The 15,350-nt window shown below is 72.6% G+C and carries 21 protein-coding genes; 16 read left to right on the forward strand and 5 right to left on the reverse strand.

Annotation, left to right across the window (positions count from 1 at the left end):
- Positions 1 to 20 precede the first annotated feature (20 nt).
- Positions 21 to 290 carry a DUF1876 domain-containing protein gene (locus ACYQ77_RS43455; RefSeq protein WP_459723268.1) on the reverse strand — a complete coding sequence of 90 codons (270 nt, stop codon included), beginning with the start codon at positions 288 to 290 and terminating at the stop codon, positions 21 to 23.
- A gap of 354 nt (positions 291 to 644) precedes the next feature.
- Here ACYQ77_RS43455 and ACYQ77_RS43460 point away from each other — a divergent pair, with 354 nt between their 5' ends.
- From ACYQ77_RS43460 to ACYQ77_RS43480, 5 genes are all read left to right on the forward strand, one after another.
- Complete coding sequence (locus ACYQ77_RS43460) at positions 645 to 782, forward strand: hypothetical protein (RefSeq protein WP_459723270.1); 138 nt, start codon at positions 645 to 647, stop codon at positions 780 to 782.
- On the forward strand, positions 779 to 973 hold the full coding sequence (locus tag ACYQ77_RS43465) for a hypothetical protein (RefSeq protein WP_459723272.1): 195 nt from the start codon (positions 779 to 781) through the stop codon (positions 971 to 973). Before ACYQ77_RS43460 ends, ACYQ77_RS43465 begins: the two co-directional genes overlap by 4 nt.
- An 18-nt stretch (positions 974 to 991) precedes the next feature.
- On the forward strand, positions 992 to 1,117 hold the full coding sequence (locus ACYQ77_RS43470) for a hypothetical protein (RefSeq protein WP_459723274.1): 126 nt from the start codon (positions 992 to 994) through the stop codon (positions 1,115 to 1,117).
- 331 nt (positions 1,118 to 1,448) lie between these two features.
- Positions 1,449 to 2,120 carry a phosphate signaling complex protein PhoU gene (gene phoU, locus ACYQ77_RS43475; protein ID WP_459723276.1) on the forward strand — a complete coding sequence of 224 codons (672 nt, stop codon included), beginning with the start codon at positions 1,449 to 1,451 and terminating at the stop codon, positions 2,118 to 2,120.
- Positions 2,121 to 2,126: 6 nt separating this feature from the next.
- Positions 2,127 to 2,465, forward strand: coding sequence for an HPF/RaiA family ribosome-associated protein (locus ACYQ77_RS43480; RefSeq protein ID WP_396111993.1), 339 nt, complete (start codon positions 2,127 to 2,129; stop codon positions 2,463 to 2,465).
- Positions 2,466 to 2,519: 54 nt separating this feature from the next.
- Here ACYQ77_RS43480 and gap read toward each other — a convergent pair whose 3' ends face one another.
- Together gap and ACYQ77_RS43490 are read right to left on the reverse strand one after the other, a co-directional pair.
- A complete protein-coding gene (gene gap / locus ACYQ77_RS43485; RefSeq protein WP_459723278.1) occupies positions 2,520 to 3,539 on the reverse strand; it encodes a type I glyceraldehyde-3-phosphate dehydrogenase in 1,020 nt (339 codons plus the stop codon).
- Positions 3,540 to 3,543: 4 nt separating this feature from the next.
- Entirely contained in the window at positions 3,544 to 4,554 is a 1,011-nt protein-coding gene (locus tag ACYQ77_RS43490) for an Acg family FMN-binding oxidoreductase (RefSeq protein WP_459723280.1), read from the reverse strand.
- A gap of 158 nt (positions 4,555 to 4,712) precedes the next feature.
- Between ACYQ77_RS43490 and ACYQ77_RS43495 the strand changes: the two genes are divergently transcribed.
- The 7 genes from ACYQ77_RS43495 to ACYQ77_RS43525 all read left to right on the forward strand — a co-directional run bounded on the left by ACYQ77_RS43495 (position 4,713) and on the right by ACYQ77_RS43525 (position 9,970).
- Positions 4,713 to 4,982 (forward strand): DUF1918 domain-containing protein, encoded by a 270-nt coding sequence (locus tag ACYQ77_RS43495; protein ID WP_459723282.1) that lies wholly within the window; start codon positions 4,713 to 4,715, stop codon positions 4,980 to 4,982.
- Positions 4,979 to 5,590: an Rv1733c family protein gene (locus tag ACYQ77_RS43500; RefSeq protein ID WP_459723283.1), complete on the forward strand. Its 612-nt coding sequence runs from the start codon at positions 4,979 to 4,981 to the stop codon at positions 5,588 to 5,590. The genes ACYQ77_RS43495 and ACYQ77_RS43500 overlap by 4 nt, the downstream gene beginning before the upstream one ends.
- Before the next feature lie 110 nt (positions 5,591 to 5,700).
- Positions 5,701 to 6,669 carry an Acg family FMN-binding oxidoreductase gene (locus tag ACYQ77_RS43505; RefSeq protein WP_459723285.1) on the forward strand — a complete coding sequence of 323 codons (969 nt, stop codon included), beginning with the start codon at positions 5,701 to 5,703 and terminating at the stop codon, positions 6,667 to 6,669.
- Entirely contained in the window at positions 6,666 to 7,625 is a 960-nt protein-coding gene (locus ACYQ77_RS43510; RefSeq protein WP_459723286.1) for a universal stress protein, read from the forward strand. Before ACYQ77_RS43505 ends, ACYQ77_RS43510 begins: the two co-directional genes overlap by 4 nt.
- Positions 7,622 to 8,473 (forward strand): universal stress protein, encoded by an 852-nt coding sequence (locus ACYQ77_RS43515; RefSeq protein WP_459723288.1) that lies wholly within the window; start codon positions 7,622 to 7,624, stop codon positions 8,471 to 8,473. Before ACYQ77_RS43510 ends, ACYQ77_RS43515 begins: the two co-directional genes overlap by 4 nt.
- Before the next feature lie 9 nt (positions 8,474 to 8,482).
- Positions 8,483 to 9,373 (forward strand): universal stress protein, encoded by an 891-nt coding sequence (locus ACYQ77_RS43520; RefSeq protein ID WP_459723290.1) that lies wholly within the window; start codon positions 8,483 to 8,485, stop codon positions 9,371 to 9,373.
- A gap of 15 nt (positions 9,374 to 9,388) precedes the next feature.
- Positions 9,389 to 9,970 carry a CBS domain-containing protein gene (locus tag ACYQ77_RS43525; protein WP_459723291.1) on the forward strand — a complete coding sequence of 194 codons (582 nt, stop codon included), beginning with the start codon at positions 9,389 to 9,391 and terminating at the stop codon, positions 9,968 to 9,970.
- Between the two features lie 39 nt (positions 9,971 to 10,009).
- Here ACYQ77_RS43525 and ACYQ77_RS43530 read toward each other — a convergent pair whose 3' ends face one another.
- Complete coding sequence (locus ACYQ77_RS43530) at positions 10,010 to 10,450, reverse strand: universal stress protein (protein WP_459723293.1); 441 nt, start codon at positions 10,448 to 10,450, stop codon at positions 10,010 to 10,012.
- A 238-nt stretch (positions 10,451 to 10,688) separates the two neighbouring features.
- On the opposite strand from ACYQ77_RS43530, the gene ACYQ77_RS43535 reads away from it, so the two are divergent.
- The 4 genes from ACYQ77_RS43535 to ACYQ77_RS43550 are packed head-to-tail and all read left to right on the forward strand — an operon-like array spanning position 10,689 to position 14,828.
- Positions 10,689 to 11,543 (forward strand): universal stress protein, encoded by an 855-nt coding sequence (locus ACYQ77_RS43535; protein ID WP_459723294.1) that lies wholly within the window; start codon positions 10,689 to 10,691, stop codon positions 11,541 to 11,543.
- Positions 11,544 to 11,546: 3 nt separating this feature from the next.
- Positions 11,547 to 12,326, forward strand: a complete 780-nt coding sequence (locus ACYQ77_RS43540; RefSeq protein ID WP_459723296.1) for a universal stress protein — start codon at positions 11,547 to 11,549, stop codon at positions 12,324 to 12,326.
- 14 nt (positions 12,327 to 12,340) lie between these two features.
- Complete coding sequence (locus ACYQ77_RS43545; RefSeq protein WP_459723297.1) at positions 12,341 to 14,626, forward strand: heavy metal translocating P-type ATPase; 2,286 nt, start codon at positions 12,341 to 12,343, stop codon at positions 14,624 to 14,626.
- Positions 14,604 to 14,828: a PLDc N-terminal domain-containing protein gene (locus tag ACYQ77_RS43550; RefSeq protein ID WP_459723298.1), complete on the forward strand. Its 225-nt coding sequence runs from the start codon at positions 14,604 to 14,606 to the stop codon at positions 14,826 to 14,828. Before ACYQ77_RS43545 ends, ACYQ77_RS43550 begins: the two co-directional genes overlap by 23 nt.
- Before the next feature lie 54 nt (positions 14,829 to 14,882).
- On the opposite strand, the gene ACYQ77_RS43555 is transcribed toward ACYQ77_RS43550, so the two are convergent.
- A complete protein-coding gene (locus tag ACYQ77_RS43555; protein WP_459723300.1) occupies positions 14,883 to 15,344 on the reverse strand; it encodes a DsrE/DsrF/DrsH-like family protein in 462 nt (153 codons plus the stop codon).
- Positions 15,345 to 15,350: the final 6 nt, after the last annotated feature.

Here is a 15,350-nt window from a genome sequence, read left to right on the forward strand (position 1 = left end):
TGTTCCTGGTCGCGACCACGTCAGCGGGTCAGGTGCGCGGCCTCGTGCGTGACCGCCTCGATGTCGGCGACCGTCGCGTCCAGCAGTTTGTGCGAGAGGTCCGCGAGCGCTCTGGCGACTGCGAGCTCGTCACCGATCTCGGGCACGTTCGCGTCGGCCGGGTTGAGTCGCGCGAGACCGATGCCGACGAGGTGGGTCTCGTCGCGATTGTGCAGCCGCGCCTTCGCCCGGGTCCGCTCCTCGTACTCGTCGATGTACACGTCGATGGTCCAGTGCTTCGCCTCGGTCATCGCTTCCTCCTCGTGGCCGTCTCGGACCCATCGTCGGTCGCCGAAGGGGACGGTGGCAGCGGCGAGGTGCCCGTTTCCTGGACGACGTTCGACGCCGGCCGGCGGGTCCTTGGTCCCTCGCCGCGGAGCCGGTGTTGCCCTGTCACGCCGGACCCGCGGCGGGGTTACCCGGTGGCGAGACGGTGGTACGAGGAGGCCGTTCGTGGGCGAGACGGCTGTCGCGTCGGTGATGACGAAGGACGTGGTGACCGCCGTGCCCGGGACGCCGATCCGACGTGATCGTCGGCGGGGAGAGCGCCGGTGTGTGGACCGGCTTCAGCCCTTGAGTACCGAACCGAGAATCGGGAGACCGTGATGAGGGAACTCACCGTCGACGCCGAACCCCTGCTGGTGGCTGTGCGCCCGGGTGCCCGGTTCTCCCTGCCGGGGATGATGAACACGGTCCTGGACATCGGGCTCACCGACGACTCGGCGGCATGGGAGATGCCATGAACAGGTCCGCGCGCCTGCTGCGGCTGCTGCTGCCAGGCACGAACCCGTTGGCCCGCGGTACCCACCGCGTGCAGGGCGCGCTCCTGATCGTCGTGCTCGTGCTGGCGATGGTGCCGGTGCCGGTGATGCTCACGTTCGGCTCGCTCACCTACAGCGGTCTTGTCGACGCCGCCGACCGGCATGCCCGGTAGTGGGCTCGGACCACCGCGGTGGTCACCGAGGACGCCCCGCCCGCCGGGTACGTCTCGCGTGGTGAACCGGTCTTCGGGACCACACATGCTACGGCCCCCGACGCGGCGCTCACCGAGGCGTTGCGGATCGCCGGGACGGTCTGACCCGCATGAGGTTGTTGATGCGGCACGCGCTGGGCGGATCCAGCCGTGGCACGGGTTTCCTCGTCACCTCCGGCGGCGGTTCGGCGGGTGGGTCCAGCCCGTCCGCCGCGGTCAGCCCGAGCATCTCGAGAAGTCCGGCGAGATCTGCGGCGTCCCGCGCGAGTCCGGCTACTGTGCGAGCAGCCCGGTGCCGTTGCCACGCAGACGTGGTTTCGCCTGTCATACCTTCAAGGGTCCGTGGGCGCGTTCCGGCTCGACACGGACGAAAGTCCCTGCCAGGACAGCCTTTCGATGGGTTCGGCAGTCGTCCGCGGCCACGCACGATGACGGTATGACGATCATGCGAAAATCGTTCCACGAGCGGCTTGACCAACTCGCCGCTGGACTCGACGACATGGTGGCGCTGGTTGACACGGCCATACGTGATGCCACCACCGCCCTGTTCACCGCCGACCGCACCCTCGCGAAGTCGGTGCTCGAAGGGCACGAGGACCTGAAGGCACGGCAGGCGGCGGTGGACGAGCTCGCGCTGGACCTTCTGGCCCGCCAGCAACCGGTCGCGGGCGACCTCCGGGCGATCGTCGCCTGCCTGCGGATGAGCGTGGACCTGCGGCGCATGGGCAAGCTGGCGGTGCACATCGCCGAGATCGCCCGCGACCGCGACCCGGAATCGCCCGTGCCCGCGGTGCTGTGGGACGCGGTGCACACCATGGCGAATCGCGCACTGGCGCTGGTCGCCGAGGCCGCCCACGCCGTCGCGACGCGGGACGCCGGTGCTGCCAGCCGCCTCGACCACGAAGACGACGAGGTCGACCGTCTGCAGCAGGATCTGTACCGGAGGCTGCTGGCCGGCACACCGGGACTCGACGGGGAGGTGGTGGTGGATCTCGCGTTGCTCGGCCGGTACTACGAGCGGTTCGCCGACCACGCGGTCGCCCTCGGCCGTGACGTCGGCTACCTCGCGGGCCGGAACGCACTCGACGCACCGACGGGAAAGAGGTAAGTGACGATGGACGTCGTCGAACTGCCGGAACCGATCCTGACCACGCGTGGGGAATTCGGTGAAGGGCTGGCGGAACTGGTCGCCACCAAGTTGGCAGCGCTGGCCAGGCACGCGCACGAACCGGTGCTCGCGATCCGGGTCGAACTGGACCGGCACGCTGACCCGGCCATGCCGTGCCCGGTGGGCGCGCGTGCCGACGTTGACGTCAACGGCAGGCACGTGCACGCGGCCGCGACTGCCCGGAACGCACGCGACGCCGTTGGCCTGCTCGTGCGGAGACTGGTTCGCCAGATGGACGACCGGCCGCACACGCACCGCGGACGTCGGCGGCGTCGACGCCGGTGAAACGGGGATGCCCTGGGCCATGTGGCCCAGGGCATCCCCGTTGCCGAGCACAGGTCACATGGTCCGTGCCATCAGGTGTGCGAGGTCCAGGGTGCGGTTGGCGTAACCCCATTCGTTGTCGTACCAGCCGAACACCTTGACGATCGAACCCTCCACCTTGGTGAGCGCGGCGTCGAACACGCACGACGCGGAGTCGCCGATGATGTCGCGGGACACGATCGCTTCCTCGGTGTAGCGCAGCACGGACTTGAGGCGCCCGTTCGCCGCGTCCGCGAACGCGCGGTTCACCTGGTCCGCGGTGACGTCCGAGGCGGCGACCCGCACGGTCAGGTCGGTCAGCGAGCCGTTCTCCACGGGCACCCGCACGGCGACGCCGTCGAGGCGACCCGCGAGTGCCGGCAGCACCTCGCCGACCGCGACCGCCGCACCCGTGCTGGTCGGGATCATGTTCACGGCGGCGGAACGGGCCCGGCGCGGGTCCTTGTGCGGACCGTCGAGGAGGTTCTGGTCGTTGGTGTAGCTGTGGATGGTGGTCATGACGCCGTTCTCCACACCGAAGGCGTCGTGCAACACCGACAGCATCGGCGCGAGGCAGTTCGTCGTGCAGGACGCGTTCGACACCACGTCGTGGGTCGCCGGGTCGTACACGTCCTCGTTGACCCCCATGACGATGGTCGCGTCGACCTTCTTGCCCGGCGCGGTGATGATGACCTTGCGCGCTCCCGCGGTCAGGTGGGCGGCCGCGGCCTCCCGGGTGCGGAACTTGCCGGTCGACTCGACCACGAGGTCCACGCCCAGCTCGTGCCACGGCAGCGCCGCGGGATCCCGTTCGCTCAGGACCCGGATGCTGTCGCCGTTCACCGAGATGGCGTTCTCGGTCGCGTACACCGGGACGTGCCACGGGCCGTAGGTGGAGTCGTGGCGCAGCAGGTTGGCCAGGGTCGCGCCGTCGGTGATGTCGTTGATCGCGACGATCTCGAGGCCGGTCTCGCCGTTGTCTGCGCGGTCGACGGCCGAGCGTAGCAGGTCCCGTCCGATGCGCCCGAACCCGTTGATGCCGATGCGGATGGTCATGTTCTCACCTTCTGTGTGTGCCTGGCGGGTGGTCGATGGTGTCCTCGGTCCGGCGGACCGGGCTGCGTGGCAGCGGCGGTGCCGAGGTGGGCGCCCAGCCGACGCGCAGGATCAGCTGTGGGTGGGCCGCTGCGTCGAGGACCTGGTCGCGGATGGCGGCGCGGGTCGCGGGAACTTCGAGTGGCTGGGACAGCGGGCACGTCGCGAGTCCCAGGTCGGTGGCCGCCAGGAGCACGGCGCTCGCCGCCTCTCCTGCCTTGAGCACCGACGCCGGGTCGTCGTGGAGGGTGGCGAGGACGAGCAGTTCGCTGCCGTCGGGCTCGCCGCGGCCGGTGGCCGCGTTGTTCAGCGACCCACCCGGGAACGCCCGCATCAGGGTGTCGTCGTGCCGTATCGACGCGCCGGTGCCCGCCGCGGTGAGTACGCCGTCCTCGGCGGCGAAGCTGCTCCTGCTCCACGCGGCCAGCTCCAGCTGGTAGTCGGGGTCGGCGGCCTGCTTGCGCGCGGCCGCGTCGATGGCGCGGGTGAGCTGCCAGCGGACGGCGCTGTCGATGACCGGGACCAGCAGCCCGCCGGCCTGGCCCGCGCGGCGCACCAGCAGGTCGACGTGGGCGGCGGGTACCTCCCACGAGGTGTAGCGGCGCCGGTCCGTGCGCCGGCGGGGGATGGCGCGCAGGAGGGCGATGTCGTCGTCGGTCGGCGCGTGCGGCCGTGTCTCGACGGCGGCGAGGTGGTCGGGATCGTGCTCGTTGGGCATGTGGTGCACGACCGCTCGCCAGCCCAGCGCCGCGAACGCCACCCGCAGGTGGTGCAGCGCGGCGCCGCAGGAGAGCAGGAGGTCCCGGCCGCCCGGGTCGGTCACCGGCAACCCGCGTCGCCGATCCGCCATCAGGTGCACGACGTCGTCGCTCATCAGCCAGCGCCACGGCTGCGTGTTGTGCACGGACGGCGCGCGGTTCGCGAGCTCGATCGCGGCGAGCACGGTCCGGTGGTCCGGTGCGGTGACGGTGTTCATGCCCTCACGGTCGTCCGGCCCCGGCATTCGCAGCAGTGCTCAAGTTCCTCGTCGAGAGCGACATTGGGCCTTGCCGACGGGGACCTCGGTCTCTCCCCAGCGCCCGGGCCGGGGCCAGAGCATGGAGCCGAGCCGGAGTTTCGGGGAAAGGACCAGCTGTGCACGCCAAAGCAGGTGACTGGCTGATCGTCGAGATCGCCGGAACCGACCACTCCGCCCGCCGCGCGCGGATCCTCGACGTCAGCGCTCCGGACGGCAGGCCGCCGTTCACGGTGCGGTGGCTGGACACCGACCGCGAGGCCCTGGTGTTCCCCGGCCCCGACGCGCACGTCATCACACAGGACGAGCTCGACGAACTCGACGCGCGCATGGCGGCTCGGTCCGCTGCCGTCCAACGGCACATCACGCGACGCAGGGGGACGCCGTGATCAGCGAACGGGCTGCCTCGTCCCCTGTCCTCCGCCTCGCGCGGCTGCTGCGTTCCGGCAGGAACCCGTTGGCGCGCGGCGTCGACCGGGCCGAGGGCGCCGCGGTCCTCCTGTTCGTCGTGTTGGCGCTCGTGCTGGTGCCGGTCATGTTGACCCTCGGCTCGGTGACCCACTCGACCCTCGCCGAGCGAGCCGGGGAGCAGGCCGCCACACGGCACGAGACCGTGGCGATCCTCACCGAGGACGCACCGGTGACGTCCGTTGGCCAGGGCGAGGGCGTCGGCACGACGTCGAAGGTGGCGGCCCGGTGGCTGCTTCCCGACGGGAGCACCCGTACCGGGCAGGTCGACGCGGAGGCGGGCGTGAAGGCCGGAACCGAGGTCCGGATCTGGCTCGACGAATCCGGCGCACCGGTGGACGCACCAATGACCCCACTGGACGCGGTGGTGGCCGGGGTGCTGGTCGCCGTATCCGGCTGGCTTGCCGTGGCAGGGCTGTTCGCGCTCGTCTGCTGGGGACTGCACCACGTGCTGGACCGGTGCCGGTACCGGGACTGGGACACCGGATGGGCCCGGGTGGAACCCGACTGGCTCGACCGGCACCGCTAGGCCGGGACCAACTGCCTCGGTGGAAAGAGGCCGACGACCGCTGCCCCACCCCGTGCCACCCGGCCACGCTGAAGACCTGGCCTGGAACGGCCTTGAGTCAGGAGACAGCCATGAACCTCGGCACAGTGATCGAGCGGGCGTTGCGGGCCGCGACCCGCGCGCCCTCCGTGCACAACACCCAGCCATGGCGGTTCGTGGTCGCACCACCGTTCGTGGAGTTGCACCTCGACCGCGACCGGGTACTGCCGGTGGTGGATCCCACCGCCCGGGAAGCCCGCATGTCGTGTGGCGCGGCGTTGTTCAACCTGCGGCTCGCGATCGAGGCGGCGGGCCGTGGCGTGGTGCTCGACGTGCTGCCCGACGCGGGTAGTCCGGAACTGCTCGCGGTCCTGCGGGTGACGGGGGACCGCTCGGTGGCGCCGAAGCACACGACGCTCATGCGATCGGTGCCGCACCGGGCGACCAACCGCAGGCCGTTCATCGAACGACCGGTCCCGTCCGAGCACCGCAACGTACTGCTTCGCGCCGCAGAAGAGGAGCGGGCGCACCTGATCGTGCTGGACACGCCGAAGAAGTTGGACACCTTCGCGACGCTGCTGCGCCGTGCCGACCACATCCAGCAGGAGGACCCGGACTTCCAACGTGAGCTGCGTGCCTGGGCGGAGCGGGACGGCGAAGACGCCGAGGACGGCGTGCCCCGCTCGGCGGGTGGCCCGCGACCGGTGGGCGGGTCGCTGCTCACACCGAGGCAGTTCCACCCCGGTGCGGCGGTGGAGCGTCCGTTCGAGCAGGAGCCGCTGGTGGTCGTGCTGACCACCCACGGGGACACCGCAGGCGACCACGTGCGGGCTGGGCTCGCGATGCAGCACGTGCTGTTGTCGGCCACCGCGCTCGGGCTGAGCGCCTCCTTCCTGTCCCAGCCCGTCGAGGTCCCGCTCACCAGACCCGCACTGCGCACCCAGCTCGACATCCGCGGTTACCCGCAGACCGTGCTGCGCATCGGCTACGGCCACCCCGTCGGCAGCACGCCCCGCAGACCGGTCAGCGCCGTCACCACCGTCCGCACGGACGCACGGTGAGCACGCCGGAAACGGACAGACCCGAGGAGGGCACCATGATCACCGGCGACGCGCACCTGTCCGCGCACTGCGACCACCCGGTCGTGGTCGGTGTGGACGGGTCGGAGTCCGCACTGCAGGCGGTCCGCTGGGCCGCGCGGGAAGCGGCGAGCCGGAGTGCGCCGCTTCGCCTCGTACACGTGTGCGACGTGGCACCGGTGCGACGGCCACGCCGGGTCGCCCCGCCGCGGGACTTCCGCGACGCCGTCATGGCGCAGGGGAGGCACTGGCTCACCGAAGCGAGCCGCGCCGCGCGCCGCGCGGTGCCCGGACTGTCGGTGATCACGGATCTGCGGGCCGGTGCGCCGGCGGAGGTGATGATCTCCGAGTCGAGGACGGCGCAGCTGCTGGTGGTCGGCTCCCGCGGCTTGGGAGGGTGCCGGGCCATGGTGGTCGGTTCGGTCGCGGTGGCGTTGTCCGCCCACGGGCACTGCCCGGTCGTGGTCATGCATTCGTCCACCCGCGACGACGTGCCGCCCGGGGGCGGTCCGGTCGTGGTGGGGGTCGACGGCTCCGACCTGAGCGATGCCGCGATCACCTTCGCGTTCGAGTGGGCGTTCGCCCACGGCGTCCCGCTGGTGGCCGTGCACACGTGGTTGGACATGCACATGGCCGGTGCGTGGACGACGCTGCCCGGAACCGTCGACTGGGAGCAGGTCCAGGCCGGGGAAGAGCGGCGGCTCGCCGAGCGGCTTTCCCCGTGGCGGGACAAGTTCCCCCAGGTCGAGGTTCAGGCGGTGGTGCGGAGGGACCGGCCCGACCGCGCGCTGCTCGACCACGCCACGGGAGCGCGGTTGATCGTCGTCGGCTCTCACGGGCGGGACGCGTTCGCCGGCATGGGGATCAGCTCGGTGAGCCAGACGTTGGTGCACCACGCCGAATGCCCCGTCGCGGTGGCACGGACGGATCGGCCATGAACACCGAGTTCCGCCGTGTCGTCGCGGGCGTGTCCAGGACGGACGGGCGTGGCGTGGTGGGCTGGGCGGCGGCGGAAGCACATGCCCGGCTCGCCGAGCTGCGGTTGGTGACGGCGGTGCCGATGCCGGCCGCGCCGGACCGGTACCTCCCGAACGAGGTGGCCGAGGAGCACCGCGTCGCGGCGGTCCGGTTGCTCGCCGGGCTGTCGGACGGAGTGCTGGCCGAATGGCCGGACCTGAACGTCGCCACCGACGTGGTGCCGGGCCCGCCCGCCGCGGTCCTGCGTGCCGCCACCGAGCACGCCGACCTGCTCGTCGTCGGCGCCGACGGCGCGCCCCCCTTCGTCGAGGCCATCAGCGGGTCGGTGCCGGGTGACCTGCTGACGACGTCGCACTGCCCGCTGGCGGTGGTGCCGCGACGGGAGTGGGCGGAACTGCCCGCGACCGCCCCGGTGGTCGTCGCGCTCGACGAGTCCGCCACCGCTCAGGCCGCGCTCGCCTACGGGTACGTCGCGGCGGCCAGGAGCGGGCGGCCGCTGACGATCCTGCGCTGCGTCCCGGCCGGGCACCTCGGCGAGGCCGCCGCCCTCGCGCAGTCCCGGCTGCTCATCGCCTACGGCGAGCTGTACCCGCACGTTGCGGTGTCGGCCGAGGTCGTGCCGGACGACCCTCGGCCCGCGCTCGTGGCGGCGTCCCGGCGAGCGGCGGTGCTCGTCCTCGGCTCCCGTGGCCGCGGCCGCCTCGCGTCCGGCCTGTTCGGCTCGGTGAGTCGCGACCTGATCCGGCGCAGCGGCTGTCCTGTCGTGATCGCCCGTACGCAGCCGACCGCTGTAGCCCTTCCACTGTGAGGAGAAACCATGGCACCCCGAAGCATGCCCGTCGTCGTCGGCGTCGACGGATCGGCGACCGCACTGCTCGCCGTCCGCTGGGCGGCCGAACGAGCACGCCTGGACGGGCTGCCGTTGCGTCTCGTGCACGCCTATCAGCTCCCGATCGGGTTCCCCTCCGGGGTGACCGAGGAGGAGTCGATCCTGCACGCCATGCGCGACCAGGGCAGGCAATGGCTGAGCGAGGCCCGTGAGGTGGCGACCGCGGTCGAACCCGGTCTCGACGTGCACACCGAGCTCGCCGCGATGCCGCCGACCGCGGGGTTGGCGCGGGAGTCGGAGAACGCGGCGGTGCTCGTGCTGGGCAACCGGGGCCACAGCGCGTTCACCGGCATGCTCGTCGGGTCGACGTCGCTCACGCTCGCGGGCCACGCCCACAGTCCCGTAGTGCTGGTGCGCAACGGGGCCGACGGGTCGCCCCGCACCGGCCCGGTCGTGGTCGGGGTGGACGGCACGGAGGCGAGCGAGGCCGCGCTGGCGTTCGCGTTCGCCGAGGCGTCAGCCGCGGGCGCCATGCTCGTCGCGGTGCACGCCTACGCCGAGTCCGTGTTCGAGGAAGCTCTCGCGGCAAGCAACGCGTCGCTGAACTGGACCCTCCAGCGCGAGGTCGCCGAGGCCGCGCTGGCGGAGCGGCTCGCGGGCTGGCAGGAGAAGTACCCGCAGGTGCGCGTCGAACGGGACGTCGTGCACGACCGGCCGAACCGGGCGCTGCGCCGCTGCGCGCAGACCGCGCGCCTGCTGGTCGTCGGGCGGCGTGGCCACGGCGGCTTCCGCGACCTCGTCCTCGGTTCGACGAGCCAGCACCTGCTGCACCACGCCATCTGCCCGGTCGCCGTGGTGCGGACGGAAACGACCGGGTAGCAAGGAGGTTCGGTCATGCGGGCACGGGACATCATGAGCAGGCCGGTGGTCAGCGTCGACACCGGCGCCACGGTCCTCGAGGCGGTCACCGCACTCACCGAGCACGGCTTCGCGGCCGTCCCGGTGGTGGACGACGGTGACCGTGTCGTGGGCATCTTCAGCGAGTCCGACGGCCTTCGCGCCGAGCACCGGCGAGACGCCCCGGTCACCGAGGTGATGACCCCGCTGGTCGAGGTGACCACGCCGGACGCCGACGTCGCGAGGATCGCGGAACGCATGCTCGCCAAGCACCTCCGGTCGGTGCCGGTCGTCGAGGAGGGCCTGCTGGTCGGCATGGTCGCCCGCCGCGACCTGCTGCGGACCATGGTCCGCACCGACGACGTGATCACCGCGAACGTGCGTGGCCTGCTCGACAGGTACGCGGGCAGCAGGAGGCGCTGGGCGGTCCGGGTGGACGACGGGCACGTGACGGTCTCAGGCGAGTTCGCCGACACGGCAGAGCGCTCGCTGGTCGGCGCGCTGGTCCGCACCGTCGGTGGCGTCACGGTGGTCACGCTCGCGGCGGACATGCCGGCGACCGTCGGCTGGGAGGATTGACACTCCGACGGCGGGGCCCGCGCCGGGCCCCGCCGTTTCTCACGGGTGTGCGCCGGCCGGGACGAGGACGACAGGCACGTCGGCGTGACGCAGGCACTCGTTCGTGACATGACCGAAGAGGAACTCGGTGGTCCTGCCGTGTGGGTTGTGGCCCAGCACGAGCATCGCGGCGCCCTGGGCAGCGCGTGCCAGCTCGATTCCCGGCTCACCCTGGCGGCGTAGTTCGGCGATCCTGGGTGCGTTCGGTACCGCTTTCTGTACCGCCGCGACGGTGTCGTGCACGATGTCGCCGTCGCGCTCCGGTGGAATCCGCCCGTAGGGCGCCGGAGCGTAGGACGTGCCCGGGCCGAGGCGGACGGGGACGCGTACCTCGACCGCGGTCACGGTGCGGTGTTCGGCCACGGCGCGGTCGACCGCCCAGCGCAGCGCTGTGGCGCTGGCTGGGGATCCGTCCACGCCGACGACGATGGTGCTTGTCATCGCGGGGTCACCTCCTTGCGAGCGACGGCACGAAAGCCGACGCCACCACTCTCCGCCAGGTGAACAGGGCGGTCACATGGTCGTTGGCCGTCCGTGTCCGGGACCTTCGTCCCGGCTCCACGGTGTGCGGACGACGGACCGAACGTCCCGGGTCCGGGGGACGTTCGACGGCGGCCCCGCGACCACCCGCGGCACTAACTTCGTTGGCAGGTAAGCGACTTCGAGGGAAGGACCGGACATGATCGTGGTCGGCGTGGACGGGTCGGCATCGGCACTGGACGCGGTCCGGTGGGCCGCGGAAGAAGCCGGGCGCCGCGGGCTGTCGTTGCGACTGGTCACCTCGTACCAGCTGACCGCGGGCGTGGCCGGGGTGCTCGACCCCGGAGTGCTCGACCTGTTGCGTGAGCAGGCGCGGCGCTGGCTGGCCGAAGCGCGCGACGTGGCCGCCGAGACCGGTGTGGCGGCGAGTGTCGCGCTGGAGTCCGCGCTCATCGTGCCGATGCTGGTCCGGGAATCGCGCGCCGCCTCGCTGCTGGTGCTCGGCACCCGGGGGCTCGGTGGGTTCACGGGCCTGCTGGTCGGCTCCACCGCCGTGGCGCTGGCCGGCCGGGCGCACTGCCCGCTGGTCGTCGTCCGGGGAGAGACCCCCGCGCACGGCCCGGTGGTCGTCGGCGTGGACGGCATGCCCGCCTCCGAGGAAGCCGTCGCCTTCGCGTTCGCCGAGGCGTCGGCACACGGCGCCGACCTCGTCGCCGTCCACGCCTGGCACGACTCGCCCGCCGACGCGGTGCTGCTCGGCTATCCCACGCCACCGGACTTCGAACTCGCGCAGCAGCGCGCGTACGAGACACTCGCCGAGCGGCTGGCCGGCTGGCAGGAGAAGTACCCGGACGTGCACGTCAGCCGCGAGGTCGTGCGGGACCACCCGTCCCGGGCACTGCTGCGGTACGCCGCGAACGCGCGGCTCGTGGTGGTCGGCACCCGGGGCCGTGGCGGGTTCCGCGGCCTGGTGCTGGGCTCGACGAGCCAGCACCTCCTGCAGCACGCACCATGCCCCGTCGCCGTCGTGCGCACGGAGCCGGACCGGGAGTGAGCCATGCCGGGGCCGGTCGTGGTCGGTGTCGACGGGACGGCGGACACGTTGCGCGCCGTCCGGTGGGCGGCCGTGTGTGCCGGCCTGCGGGACGCCGGCCTCCGGCTCGTGCACGCCTCGTCGTCACGTGACGACGTGCCGCGGATCGCACGGGACGCCGCGCACGAGGTGGCCGCAGGTCTCCCCGTCACGGTGGTGATCGGTGACCTCTCCCCGGCGGAACTGCTGGTGCGCGAGTCGGTCGGTGCGTCGCTCGTGGTCCTGGGCAACCGTGGTCACGCCGGCTTCTCCGGTCGGCTGATCGGCGCCACCGCGATCACCGTCGCGGCTCGCGGCCGGTGTCCGATGGTCGTCATGGGCGGACCAGAAGAACCCGGGAGCGGCCCGGTGGTCGTGGGCGTCGACGGCACCCCGGCCTGCCATGCCGCGCTCCGCTTCGCGATGACCGAGGCGTCGCTTCGCGGGGCGGGCCTGATCGCCGTGCACGGACTGATGACACCCGGTGCGGACGCCACGCGTGACCGCGATCGCATGGAGGAACTGATCGCCGAGCGGCTCACGGACCACCGCGCGTCTCACCCCGACGTCAAGGTCGTCCACGAAATCGTGGCGGACACGCCGGGCCGGGCGCTGCTCGACCGGGCCGCGTCGGCCCAGCTCGTGGTCGTGGGCAGTGGGAGGCGGATCGGGTACCGCGGTGCGCTCCTCCGCTCGACGAGCCAGTACCTGCTCCACCAGGCGCCATGCCCGGTCGCGGTCGTACGCCGGGACCACCCGATCTGACCGGAGGGTCTCCTGTGGACAAGCGAGTGCCGTGGCGCGTACAGGTCGCGATCGTCGGCGTGCTGGCGGTGGTGACGCTGGCGGGCACGGTCGTGCCGGCCCTCTGGTTGGTGGCGACGCTCGCCGGCCTCGCCTACTCGGTGTCGATGGTGGTGACCGACCTGCGTGCGCGCCGGTTCGGCACCGACGTGCTGGCCACGCTCAGCCTGGCGGGCACGCTCGTGGTGGGGGAACACCTCGCCGGTGCGCTCATCGCGTTGATGCTGGGGACCGGGCAGGCGCTGGAGGGGTACGCACAGCGCCGCGCGCACCGCGACCTCGACGCGCTGCTCGCGCGCGCACCCCGCACCGCGCGGGTGCGCAGGGCGGGCGCGGTGGTCGAGGTGCCGGTCGCCGAGGTCGCGGTCGGGGACGTCGTGGTGGTGCGCTCGGGTGAGGTCGTGCCCGTCGACGGCAGGTTGCTCGAGGCGGGCACGTTCGACGAGTCGGCGCTGACCGGTGAGCCGCTCCCGGTACCACGTGCCGTGGACGACGTGGTGCGGAGCGGGGTGTGCAACGCGGGTGCAGCCGTGACCGTCCATGCCGTGCGGGCCGCTGACCAGAGCGCCTACGCGGGTGTGGTGCGACTGGCCGAACAGGCTCTCGCGGGCGCCGCCCCGGTCGCGCGGCTCGCTGACCGGTTCGCGGTGGTCCTGGTACCGGTCGCGCTCGCCGTCGCCGCTGCCGCGTGGTGGTGGGCGGGTGACCCGGTCCGTGCCGTGGCCGTGCTGGTGACGGCGACGCCGTGCCCGCTGCTGCTCGCCGTGCCGGTCGCGATCGCGGGTGGCATGTCCGCGACGTCCCGGCGCGGGGTCGTGGTCAAGGACGGCGCGGTGCTCGAGCGGCTCGGCGGGGTGCGGACGGCGATACTCGACAAGACGGGCACGGTGACCGTCGGCGCGCCCACGGTCACCGAGGTGCTGACCGCACCGGGAGTCGACGCCGGCCGTGCGCTCGGGCTGGCGGCCGCCGTCGAGAACGAGTCCCCGCACGTGCTCGCGACCGCCGTGGTGGCCGCGGCCCGGCGTGCTCGGGTGCCCGTCGCCGTCGCCGGCTCGGTGCGCGAGGTGCCGGGGGCCGGTGCGCGTGGCACCGTCGACGGCGTGGACGTCACCGTCGGCCGGCTCGCCGTGGCCGACCCGCCAGGGTGGGCCCGCTCGGCGCTGCGCCGCGCGCAGCTCGACGCGGCGGGCGTGGTGTGGGTGTGCGCCGACGGGGAACCGGTCGCGGCCTTGCTGGTGCGGGACGAGGTGCGGCCGGAGGCGGCGCGCACGCTCAGCCGTCTGCGCGCCGCCGGTGTCGACCGGCTCGTGCTGGTGACCGGCGACCGCCGGGAGGTCGCCGAGGACGTGGCCGGCGTGCTCGGACTCGACGAGGTGGTCGCCGACGCCCGGCCGGAGACCAAGGTCGAGCAGGTGCGGCTCGAGCAGCGTCGGGCGCCGACGATGGCGGTCGGAGACGGCGTCAACGACGCGCCCGCGCTCGCCGCCGCGGACGTCGGCGTGGCGGTCGCCGCACGGGGCGCCACCGCCACCGCGCAGGTCGCGGACGCGGTGCTCACCGACGAGGGCATCGACCGCCTCGCCGACGTCGTCGAGACCGCGCGGCGGGCGCACGGGATCGCGGTGCAGAGCGCCGTGCTGGGCGTCGGCCTGTCGGTCGTCGCGATGGTCGCCGCCGCGTTCGGGTTCCTCGCGCCCGCGGCAGGCGCGCTGGTGCAGGAGGTGATCGACGTGCTCGCGGTCGGCAACGCGCTCCGTGCGCTGCGGGGCAACGCCCGCGCTGACGTGCCGGTGACCGCACGCAGGCTCATCTCCCGGTTCCGCGCCGAGCACGCGGACCTCGCGGACGCCCGCGCGGTCGTGCGTGGCGCGGCCGACGCGTTGTCCACCGGTCTGACCGCGGCGGCGGACGCGCGGGTCCGCGCGGCGCACGGGGTGCTCGTGGGGCGGATCCTGCCGCACGAGCGCGCGGAGGAGCACGAGTTGTACCCGGCGGTGGCACCGATGGTGGGCGGGCGGGACGGCATCGCGCCGATGAGCCGCGGTCACGCCGAGATCGAGCGGCTCACCGCCCGGCTCGGCCGCCACCTCGCCGGCCGGCTGTCGGCCGACCAGGTGGACGACCTGCGGGCGACGCTGTACGGCCTCGACGCCGTGCTGACGCTCCACTTCGCCCAGGAGGAACAGGACTACTTCGCGCTCGCCGAACGCGAGGGCGTGGACAGAGGAGGAAGTCATGGCACGCAAGCACTGGCGTGACCTCACGGCCGGCCAGCGGTGGGCCTTCGTGGCGATGAGCACCGTCGAGGTCGGGATGGCGGCGTTCGCGTGGAACGACCTGGCGCACCGGCCCCAGGAGGCCGTCAACGGCCGCAAACCGCTGTGGGCGCTGGCCATCGCGGTGAACTTCGTGGGGCCGATCGCGTACCTGCGCTACGGGCGCCGGAAGACGGTCGACTGACCGGAAAGACTGGTGGCGGGGTCGTCCACCTCGCAGGACCCCGCCGCCGTCGGCTCAGGTGAAGATGATCTGGCCGCCGTTGGCGAGTTCGTAGAACTCGCCAACGGTGATGATGTCCTTGACCTCGTCGACGAAGTCGTCCTTGGCCAGGCCGAAGAGGTCCACCGAGGCCTTGCACGCGTACAGCCCGGCGCCGGTGTCGGCGATCATCTCGACGAACTCCGGGATGGTCGGGATGTCGAGCGCGTCCATCTTGCGCGTCAGGTAGTGCGTCATCACCGCCGAGATGCCGGGCAGTCCGCCCGCCCAGGTCGCGAGGTGGAGACCGGGGTTGCCGACGGTGGCGAGCTTGATGTGCTCGTGCCGTCCCTTGTGGATCGCGTCGAGGCCGAAGAACGTGAAGAACAGGTTCGCTTCCATGCCCTCCGCGCGAGCGCCGTTGGCCATGATCAGTGCCGGGTAGATCCCATCGAGGGACCCCTTCGACACGATGATCGAGATCTTCTCCATTGCCATGGTGTC

The sequence above is a fragment of the Actinophytocola sp. KF-1 genome (assembly GCF_054661535.1).

Excerpts from the sequence above, each read along its gene's own strand:
- ACYQ77_RS43455 (WP_459723268.1), bottom strand. The coding sequence starts at position 290 with ATGACCGAGGCGAAGCACTGGACCATCGACGTGTACATCGACGAGTAC.
- ACYQ77_RS43460 (WP_459723270.1), top strand. The coding sequence starts at position 645 with ATGAGGGAACTCACCGTCGACGCCGAACCCCTGCTGGTGGCTGTGCGC.
- ACYQ77_RS43465 (WP_459723272.1), top strand. The coding sequence starts at position 779 with ATGAACAGGTCCGCGCGCCTGCTGCGGCTGCTGCTGCCAGGCACGAAC.
- phoU (WP_459723276.1), top strand. The coding sequence starts at position 1,449 with ATGACGATCATGCGAAAATCGTTCCACGAGCGGCTTGACCAACTCGCC.
- ACYQ77_RS43480 (WP_396111993.1), top strand. The coding sequence starts at position 2,127 with ATGGACGTCGTCGAACTGCCGGAACCGATCCTGACCACGCGTGGGGAA.
- gap (WP_459723278.1), bottom strand. The coding sequence starts at position 3,539 with ATGACCATCCGCATCGGCATCAACGGGTTCGGGCGCATCGGACGGGAC.
- ACYQ77_RS43490 (WP_459723280.1), bottom strand. The coding sequence starts at position 4,554 with ATGAACACCGTCACCGCACCGGACCACCGGACCGTGCTCGCCGCGATC.
- ACYQ77_RS43505 (WP_459723285.1), top strand. The coding sequence starts at position 5,701 with ATGAACCTCGGCACAGTGATCGAGCGGGCGTTGCGGGCCGCGACCCGC.
- ACYQ77_RS43515 (WP_459723288.1), top strand. The coding sequence starts at position 7,622 with ATGAACACCGAGTTCCGCCGTGTCGTCGCGGGCGTGTCCAGGACGGAC.
- ACYQ77_RS43520 (WP_459723290.1), top strand. The coding sequence starts at position 8,483 with ATGGCACCCCGAAGCATGCCCGTCGTCGTCGGCGTCGACGGATCGGCG.
- ACYQ77_RS43525 (WP_459723291.1), top strand. The coding sequence starts at position 9,389 with ATGCGGGCACGGGACATCATGAGCAGGCCGGTGGTCAGCGTCGACACC.
- ACYQ77_RS43530 (WP_459723293.1), bottom strand. The coding sequence starts at position 10,450 with ATGACAAGCACCATCGTCGTCGGCGTGGACGGATCCCCAGCCAGCGCC.
- ACYQ77_RS43535 (WP_459723294.1), top strand. The coding sequence starts at position 10,689 with ATGATCGTGGTCGGCGTGGACGGGTCGGCATCGGCACTGGACGCGGTC.
- ACYQ77_RS43540 (WP_459723296.1), top strand. The coding sequence starts at position 11,547 with ATGCCGGGGCCGGTCGTGGTCGGTGTCGACGGGACGGCGGACACGTTG.
- ACYQ77_RS43550 (WP_459723298.1), top strand. The coding sequence starts at position 14,604 with ATGGCACGCAAGCACTGGCGTGACCTCACGGCCGGCCAGCGGTGGGCC.
- ACYQ77_RS43555 (WP_459723300.1), bottom strand. The coding sequence starts at position 15,344 with ATGGCAATGGAGAAGATCTCGATCATCGTGTCGAAGGGGTCCCTCGAT.